10 protein-coding genes are annotated in these 8,678 nt (G+C 43.2%); 2 read left to right on the top strand and 8 right to left on the bottom strand.

Features of this window, described 5'->3' with window-relative positions:
* Nucleotides 1-119: 119 nt before the first annotated feature.
* Nucleotides 120-2,369, bottom strand: a complete 2,250-nt coding sequence (locus I3248_RS11870) for a hypothetical protein (protein ID WP_201609699.1) — start codon at nt 2,367-2,369, stop codon at nt 120-122.
* A gap of 484 nt (nt 2,370-2,853) precedes the next feature.
* On the opposite strand from I3248_RS11870, the gene rpmB reads away from it, so the two are divergent.
* Complete coding sequence (gene rpmB, locus I3248_RS11865; protein WP_238063948.1) at nt 2,854-3,090, top strand: 50S ribosomal protein L28; 237 nt, start codon at nt 2,854-2,856, stop codon at nt 3,088-3,090.
* A gap of 45 nt (nt 3,091-3,135) precedes the next feature.
* On the top strand, nt 3,136-3,291 hold the full coding sequence (rpmG, locus tag I3248_RS11860; RefSeq protein WP_010201403.1) for a 50S ribosomal protein L33: 156 nt from the start codon (nt 3,136-3,138) through the stop codon (nt 3,289-3,291).
* A gap of 164 nt (nt 3,292-3,455) precedes the next feature.
* Here rpmG and I3248_RS11855 read toward each other — a convergent pair whose 3' ends face one another.
* The 7 genes from I3248_RS11855 to I3248_RS11825 form a co-directional block, all read right to left on the bottom strand.
* Nucleotides 3,456-3,767: a hypothetical protein gene (locus tag I3248_RS11855; RefSeq protein ID WP_238063947.1), complete on the bottom strand. Its 312-nt coding sequence runs from the start codon at nt 3,765-3,767 to the stop codon at nt 3,456-3,458.
* A 130-nt stretch (nt 3,768-3,897) separates the two neighbouring features.
* A complete protein-coding gene (locus tag I3248_RS11850; RefSeq protein WP_238063946.1) occupies nt 3,898-4,209 on the bottom strand; it encodes a hypothetical protein in 312 nt (103 codons plus the stop codon).
* A gap of 77 nt (nt 4,210-4,286) precedes the next feature.
* Nucleotides 4,287-4,640, bottom strand: a complete 354-nt coding sequence (locus tag I3248_RS11845) for a hypothetical protein (RefSeq protein WP_238063945.1) — start codon at nt 4,638-4,640, stop codon at nt 4,287-4,289.
* Between the two features lie 146 nt (nt 4,641-4,786).
* On the bottom strand, nt 4,787-5,473 hold the full coding sequence (rpe, locus tag I3248_RS11840) for a ribulose-phosphate 3-epimerase (protein ID WP_201601576.1): 687 nt from the start codon (nt 5,471-5,473) through the stop codon (nt 4,787-4,789).
* A 52-nt stretch (nt 5,474-5,525) separates the two neighbouring features.
* On the bottom strand, nt 5,526-5,777 hold the full coding sequence (locus tag I3248_RS12205; protein ID WP_346268432.1) for a TIGR03643 family protein: 252 nt from the start codon (nt 5,775-5,777) through the stop codon (nt 5,526-5,528).
* A gap of 216 nt (nt 5,778-5,993) precedes the next feature.
* The gene (gene fghA / locus I3248_RS11830; protein ID WP_238063944.1) at nt 5,994-6,884 is read right to left on the bottom strand and encodes an S-formylglutathione hydrolase; all 891 of its coding nucleotides are present in this window, start codon (nt 6,882-6,884) and stop codon (nt 5,994-5,996) included.
* 228 nt (nt 6,885-7,112) lie between these two features.
* Nucleotides 7,113-8,522 carry a C13 family peptidase gene (locus tag I3248_RS11825; RefSeq protein WP_238063943.1) on the bottom strand — a complete coding sequence of 470 codons (1,410 nt, stop codon included), beginning with the start codon at nt 8,520-8,522 and terminating at the stop codon, nt 7,113-7,115.
* Between the last annotated feature and the right edge of the window lie 156 nt (nt 8,523-8,678).

Raw genomic sequence — 8,678 nt, 5'->3', positions numbered from 1 at the left:
TCTAGGTCTTTTTTTCACCTTGCATTTGGTATTGCACTTCATGTGTTAATCTAAGGGAGATATAACGCAAGAACCCCCAATGTAGGGTTGGGGGTTCTATACTTTTAGCTTAATTGACTTTATATAAATCTAATCAGTTTTGTAGAACTGTTTGCAGCTGGAGATGGCGTTACCACTGTTAGTTTAAGTTGATCGTTAGGGCGGCAACCACTGTAGCTAAATGTGTAGCTGACCGCACCATCTGTTACCTTGCCAAAAGTACCATTTCCTACTGGTACACCAGCTCCTAAGTTAACAACATCAGGTACAGTCAAACTACCAGAAACGAGTTCAGCTTCGCATGTTGAACTTGTATCTGCTACTGTCAATGAAGAGTCTGCTGGTAAATTACCACTAGAGGCCGAACCTGTACCGTTTGTACCGATAGATACATTAAACGAAGATGAACCTGCTGTAACAATAGCAACCGTATTTGGCTCAGCATTTGATACTTGAATTCTGCCATCCGCCAAAACGGCTGTAGGAGAGTAACTGGTCTTATCTTCAGCTGCGATGCTAATATTCGTTCCAGATGGCATGCTAACCGTTTGAGCGCCGTTACCGTACATTTTGAAGTCTACTTCAACAGGAGAGTCCAAATCAGTTAATGGGTTTGCTGGCAAAGTTCTTCCCAAACTTGGATATAGAGGACTGTTTGATGCCAAACCTAATACAACCTGATAACGTAAGATAGCATCTAATTTGTCATCACATGTTCCGTCAATATTAGGATAACTGAATGATGAGCTACCGCATTCTAGATTAGAAGCATTTCGGCGATAGATAAATTCACCTAGATTATCATCATACTGGTTATTTTCATTATCATCTCGGAAGAAGTCACCGATATTACGGGTTAGTATATCTCCAGCACTAAACTGGTTATCCCCATCTCTATCTATATAGCTTTTGTCTCCTTCTACATACGCCATAACAGAGATACGATCATCTACAGGACGTGGATTTTGCGTACTAAATTCAACGCTACATTGACCATTAGCAGTTGCACAACTTGGAATAATTCGACCACCTTCGCTAATAAAACTTACGACTGTACCATCAGGTACAGGGTTACCTACTCTATCAACTAGTCTTGCTGTCACAGTAGCAATATCACCATCAACGCCAGCAGCTAATACGTTTTTACTTAGTGAAATACTAAAGCCATTTTGTGTGGCACGTCCGGTCGCTACAGAAACATTTTTAGATAAAGCAAAGACACTACTGTTCGATACTAAAGCGGCCTTTATCTCTACTGGGCCAGGTAAGGCTCCAGGATATAAATTGACTACGACCCTACCTTGAGAATCACTCGTAACTGTCTCAGGGGCTCGATTGCCCAGACTCACGAAACTAAAGTCAGTAGGAGCGAACACCTTACTTATCTGAACTCTTTGGTTAGCGGCAGGTCTACCATTTGAATACACAGTAAATTCTATACTTCCTGAGCGTGACGAACCGCTATTATTGGCACCTAGCTGCACATCATCTGTAGTGGTATATACTATTGAGCTGGCTTCCACACCTTCAATATTAACGGTTACCGTTTGGCTGTTAGAAGGATTACTTACAGGTGCGACTGTAATGGTTTGCTCACCTTCACATAAGTTGCCATTATCATCTATTGCTTGATAAGTTGCAGACACATCACCTTGGTTGCTTGAAACCATACTATTATTGTCAAAAGTGCCACAGCTCGTATCGAACGTAACTGAAATATTGTTTTGATTGGTATTACTAATGACATCTCTTGTCTTCAACGTAATATTTGTACTACCACCTGATTCTAGACTGCTAGAAGATAGAGCAACATTTGTTAATACAACCTCTAAGGTTTGCAAAGAGAAATTATAACCTGGGGTAGTTGCGGTTAGATCCTCATAACTGGCAGTTGCTCTGAGTTGGTAACTACCTGTCGTACTATTATCTAACGGTTTGACAGATATGTTCGCTTCACCGTCCTCATTAGTTAGTATGGCCGCATTACTAGTGCCGAAGATTACATTTTCACCTTCAAAGGTTACTAACGCATTGCTAACTGGTGCACCATCGTTATCGGTTACCACGACTTTTGCATTGGCTCCTGTAGATGTTATAGTACGGGTAATATTGCCATTAGTATCTGTCAGCGCGATAGGTGTGACATTTAGCTCACCCACTTCTTGCCCTCCATTATCAGACCCATTACCCGTACCGGGCTGTTGCGTACCCAAATCAGGCTCTGGCGCAACCGTATCAGTCCCCCCACCGCCACATCCAGCCAAAGCTAGTGAGAGTGTTAAGGCTGTCAGTTGAAACAATTTAGAAGTAGGTAGCAAATGATGTGACATGTTTTTAACTCCGCATGAGCAGTAATGTAGTCGAACAGTATAGGCAAAAATCATCACACAACTTGATATAGAATCGGTAATGATAAGCAGATTGACAGCAACGTCAGATTTATTAACAGATTGTATTAAATATATAACAGCAACTTTACTGACTTTCGTCAGAACTTACAACCAAAAATTAATCTTTACTATCAAACAATCAACAACATAGCACGCTCATTTCAGGTATAATAAGCTCCATTGAGATCGACTATTATTGTAAAATAGTTTGAGTATTTAGCTATTTTATGGTATAAATGTCGCCTTTAAATTTTCTGAATTGGTCACTCTGTTATTTGCCTTTAGATAACAGTAATGCCAGCTCAACCTTCATATAGTTTTGTTTGGTGCAAAGATGCCGCTGCTGTGTCCATGCCGCATATTCGCGCAACTTGCCCAGACTGGTATGGGACAAACCCCATACCTCATAGATTAGGAGTTCGCCATGTCTAGAGTTTGCCAAGTGACTGGAAAGCGCCCTATGGTGGGTAATAATGTTTCGCACGCGAACAACAAAACCCGTCGTCGCTTCCTACCAAACCTAAAGCATCATCGTTTTTGGGTAGAGTCTGAAAATCGTTTTGTACGTCTACGTGTGTCTGCCAAAGGTATGCGTACCATCGATAAATTAGGTATTGATAAAGTGCTAGCTGATCTGCGTGCACAAGGTCAAAAAGTTTAAGTCCCATTTAAACTTAGTGCTCTGCCACTTTTAAAGGAAATTATCATGAGAGATAAAATCAAATTAGTATCAACTGCTGGTACTGGATACTACTATACGACGACTAAGAACAAGCGCACAATGCCTGGCAAAATGGAAATCAAAAAGTTTGATCCTAAAGTTCGCCAGCATGTGATCTTTAAAGAAGCTAAAATCAAATAATCTGCGTTTATATTAATCGCTGATATTTGCATAAAAAAAGGGTTTATCACATGATAAACCCTTTTTTTTGCGCCACGTTTTAGCTTTTATTACCTGTTCCTTTTAATACCTGTTCTGTTAAATGCTAACTAATAAATACTAGCTAAGCCAAACCCAGTATTGCGTTAACTATAATGCGTCGGCTCTTTGTCGTAGACATGGGCATGCCACTGGCTCATCTGCTTTTGCATAATGACCTGAATAGCGGCATGAATCATGTGCTGACCGATAGATTGCGTATCGCTGCCCAATAAGTTTTTTAGCTTATCGGAGAAATCAATCGTCATCAGCGCTTCTTCATTTTTATCCGAATCACGCAGTAATAGCGTACCATCATCAGCCTCAATCAGCTCAAGCGTCGTCTCTTTGGCAAATCCTGAAAACGGATCAGTATTATCAGTCTCCACTTCTATCTCATTATCAATATCGTATGGCATCTCGTGTTTCCTTATTATCCCGTAGCTTGCTGTCTTGAGAACTAATGATTTAATCCTCTACAGCGCTCGAGAAAAGTCTTCGTTACTTCATACAATGGACGCTTTAGCTCTCAATTTCAAGGGCTAATATTCAACGCCAGTAGCGCAGTTTGGCGATGGTAAATAAGAAGGCTACAAACATCCCTAGGTAATACATGAGCTTGAGCTCTAAAGTCGGATCGCGATATTTAAAAGGTAAAGCCACCACAGCGGTCGCCGTTGGCAATATTAGCAGCATTAGTAGCCAGTTCTCTATTACATTGAGCCAACCCTCTTGGCCCGTGCCTTTACTTAATCCTGCAAGCCCTAATAATAAGCAGGCAATAATAAGACTGGTAAATAGACCATTCGGTAACTCTTTAGGGTAGATAACATCGGCAATGCGAGTGGGCATAATTTGCATACAAAAACTCAGTCGTTTTTATGATCTAAGCTAGTAATAGCTTATTAAAGGTAGGAGAATTATGGCGTAAGACAAGATCAGCTATAAGTGCCCATGATCCATAATAATGAGATGCAAGAGGTCAGATAGCCTAAACTTATCGCATTCCAGCCCTCTATCTGCGTGCCATTGAGCTTATTAAAGATCTTTGAGCCGAGCCAAAACAGTAAGGGAATACCAATGATAAAAGCGGGAACTAGCACTGCCGCATGAAGCATAACCTCGCTGATATCGTGACCTACTATCAGGCGAAAGCCGTAGCCTGCTGAGCTTAGTATTAAAGCAAAAACAGCTAAACCAATAGTAATGCCTTTGGACACTAAGCTACGCGGCTTAGACGCAGGAGCGTCAGCCTTTAAACTCGGGTTTTGGCTATTGATTGGCGTAGTCATAAGTCACCTCAATTAACAGTCATCTCAATTAATAGTCATATCAATTGATAGTATAGTGCGCTCAAATCAGCTGGTACGACCTTTTATTTCGTCTTATCTAGATGGAGGCTTATAGGCCTAAAAACAAGAGACAGAGCGAGCCACGACTACTCGCCTGCTTTTGCAAGCTCAGCACGCATAGCATCAATAGCGACTTTATAATCGTCTTGGTTAAAAATAGCTGAGCCGGCAACAAACATATCAGCGCCTGCCTCCGCGATTGCGCGGATATTATTGGCTTTGATACCGCCATCGACCTCTAGCCTGATATCGCGGCCGCTTGCATCGATACGCTGACGTACTTGTCGTACCTTATCCAACGTGCCTTCGATAAATGACTGTCCGCCAAAGCCAGGATTGACACTCATAAGCAAAATTTGATCGACCTTGTCCATCACATAATCTAGATAGTGTAGCGGTGTCGCTGGATTGAACACTAAGCCGCATTTCGCGCCGCCGTCTTTGATCAGCTGCAATGAGCGATCGATATGATCGCTGGCTTCAGGATGAAAGGTAATAACGCTAGGATTGGCTTGTAGGAACTGCTCAATCATACCATCGACAGGCGCTACCATTAAGTGCACGTCGATAGGCGCGTCGATACCATAATCACGCAGCGCCTGACAGATCATGCTACCAAAAGTTAAGTTCGGTACGTAGTGATTGTCCATGACATCGAAATGAATAACATCGGCCCCTGCTGCCAAGACGTTTTCGACCTCTTCGCCTAATCGAGCAAAGTCAGCGGATAAAATAGAAGGGGCGATTAAGTACTGCTTATCAGGACAAATCATAGGAGAGCTACCTCTTTAATGGGTATTAAAATAAGAAATAATTTAAGAAGCACTAACGCGGTTTATACTGAGTCTTGCTATAAGCGTGGCCCACTTCAAAGTCGCGTTTGGCTTCGTGCTTAGTGTTACGGCCCGTTACCCGCTCACGCCACAACCGAAAAGATGACGGTTTTAGCTCATGACGCATCAGCTTAATTACCGCCGTCTCATCAAGACCATAGCTATGCTCTATCGCGGCAAATGGCGTTCTATCTTCCCATGCCATCTCGATGACTCTTGACGTCTGTACTTCGTCTAATACGATATTGCCGTCTGCATCGACTGGCGGCTCAGCTAGCACCGCTTGCTCAGTATTGTGAGCCGCCTCAGTTTGCTGCTCATCCTCTAGCTGCTTTTGTGCTAAAGCTGCTACCATATCTGCTTTCATAGTCGCTAATGATGACCGGGTTTCTGTATCCGCTGGCGTTTGGTTCATAAGGGTTACCTTATTTATTATTTACCTAGAGCGCTGCTGTTTTATTTAACTAAGCTGCGCTTGACGATAATGGTGCCAAATATGATCTTCGATGACCGTTTGGATAAAATAGTAACTGTGATCGTGACCCGCTTGATAACGTAGGGTCAAAGGCTGCTGCGCGTCTTTACAAGCCTGTTGCAGCTTTTCGGTTTGTAGTTGCCCCTCACTCAAAAAGTTATCGGCGGCGCCTTGGTCTACCAATAAGCTGGCGTACTGCTGCCCTGCCTTTGCTATAACTTTAGCAGCATCAGCTTGTTGCCATAATGACTTATCGTCACCGAAATACTGGGTATAGGCCGCTTGCCCCCAATCCGATTCGCTCGCAGCGCACACCGGCGACAACGCTGAGACACTAACGAACTTACTAGGATATTTAAAGCCTAATAGTAATGCACCATGACCGCCCATAGAATGACCCGTAATACCGATGCTGTTTACTGGAAACTCTTGACGCACTAAGTCATAAAACTCATCGACGATGTAACTTTGCATATTAAAATGCTCTGACCATGGCGCCTCTATCGCGTCGACATAGTAGCTTGCGCCCTGCCCGACAAAGTAACGCTCATCACCTGCCACATCAATATCGTCGCTACTACGAGGAGAGGTGTCTGGGGCGATAAAGATGACACCAAGCTCGCTGCATTTTTGTTGGAAGTGCGCTTTATGGGTGACGTTATCAGCATTACAAGTCAATCCTGATAAATATAGTATCGCCGGACAGCGCTGACCGGCTAATGCCTCATCTGGCAAATAAATACTAAAGGTCATGGGCGTGTTAGTCGCTGATGACTCATGGCGATAATAGTGCTGCTCGCCATCAAAGCAGCGATTAGCACTGATTTGTGTCAATTTTGAGCTGACAGATAACTTTTGATTAGAATACTGACTCATCACTGATATCCTTTTAGATTTACCGTTGTTATCGTTATATTGTTCATTAAAAAATACGTTATATTTATCGTGTTATGCAAATGCCGTTAAAAGCAGACTTATTATTCATATAGCAAGTTACAGCAGACTTGATCTCTATTATACAAACTATCCGCCGACTATCCATTGGCTTTGTTTAGCGCTTTGTTAAGGGGTGGTGATATCGTAGCCCATCAAAGCGCGACCCTTTTAGTTTGTGTCAACTATAGCAGATGGCGGCAGTGCGCGCTGCTGATCAAATAACACCTGCTCAAAAGCGGGCAACGCCGTTTTCATTAAGCTGCCCACAACCATCTGCGGCTCTGACGGCTCAAACCCCATCATACTTTCGCGCTCTTGTATGCGTAAGCTTGCATCTTTAAAGGCAGCGGCAAAGCTGGTGTTTTTACGTAGGCTCTCCGCGAAGAACGCTTGACCAAAATAAGTCATCTCAGCGCTATTGGTACAGCCAAATGACATCTTATCCGCTGCAGATGCGGTAATAACGACTGTGGTTGGTGAGGTCAGCTCGTCAATAAAAGAGCCTGAATAGCAAGCCGATACGATAATAACCCGCCAGCGAATACCGGCCTCGTCCAAAGCCTCGCGCAGCCACGCCGACTCTAAATTATCCATTGCTACAGGTGCGTTTGCCAATTGCAGCATATCTTCGTTACCGTGTGACGATAAGGTGAGCAGCAACACATCTTCATCGCTATTCATTTGCTCACCGATCTTTTTTAGCCCTCGTAAAATACTGGTCTTCGTCGCTATCGGCTCATCCAGCCAGCTATAGCGGTTATTAATTAAAGACAACGAGCGCCCACTTGTACCAAAACGCACATCAAACAGCTCGCGAGCATGATTGATCTCAGAGCGAAAAACCTCTTGCCCGGCGAACCCTGCAACGCCCATAAAGTACCATTCCGTCTTACCTAAGATGCTAGCATCAATACTCGCTAAGGCGTTTTGTAGTAGCTCAGGCTGCTTATAAATAGCCGCTTCTTCTAGTATTGGCTCTACGGGTATGGGTTTGAAAATAGGCTGATCGGCGACGTTTTTTTGCCAAATAGTCAGCAGGGCCACAGCTCCTATCAGCACGATAATGCGCTCCCACCAAGGCGTTCGCAAGCGCTGCGAGAAGATCCATAACAGTGCGAGAGTTTGCCATAAAAACAGTACTAAAAATAATACCGGTAAAAACGAGTAACTCCAATCTGGCAGCCAGTTTTGAGTGCCAAAAAACTGCACTAAGCTTTGTAGTAACGCCGAGATACTATCTGCCACTAACCATAATACCGCTGGCACAAACAATAAGCTTTGATTGCCAGATCGCCGCGCTAGAATAATACCTGCTAGCAGAATAATCACCGGCCATATCAGGTAACTGACTAATCCTTGCTCATTAAAAACGCTACCACTTTCTGCCGCTAGCCAAGAAAAAAGTACATTACTCCCAAGCGCTATTAGAGCAAAACAAGCAAACTGTACAAAGGTAGGCTTTACCCAAGAAAAGGCACGCGTAGAGCCAATCAGCATCCAAATAGCGGCAATGATATTGGCTGCAAAATTAAGAGAGAAGCGCTGAAGGGAGACGGTTTTTAGGGACGAGAGTGACAAAGACTTAAACCTCTATCGAGCCAAGAAAATGAAGGCATGGTGTACTAGCAGCTAATCATTAGCAAAACCATATTAAATAAAACAGTGTTGAATAAAAATATACTAGGGCGTGTCCCTATTTTAAAAATGGTGATAAAAATGAGATAAATCGCAGGC

It is taken from the genome of Psychrobacter sp. Ps3 (genome assembly GCF_022129275.1).
GTDB lineage: Bacteria > Pseudomonadota > Gammaproteobacteria > Pseudomonadales > Moraxellaceae > Psychrobacter > Psychrobacter submarinus.
The sequence above is the reverse complement of the archived record's forward strand: the minus strand, read 5'-3'. Positions and strand labels throughout refer to the sequence as shown.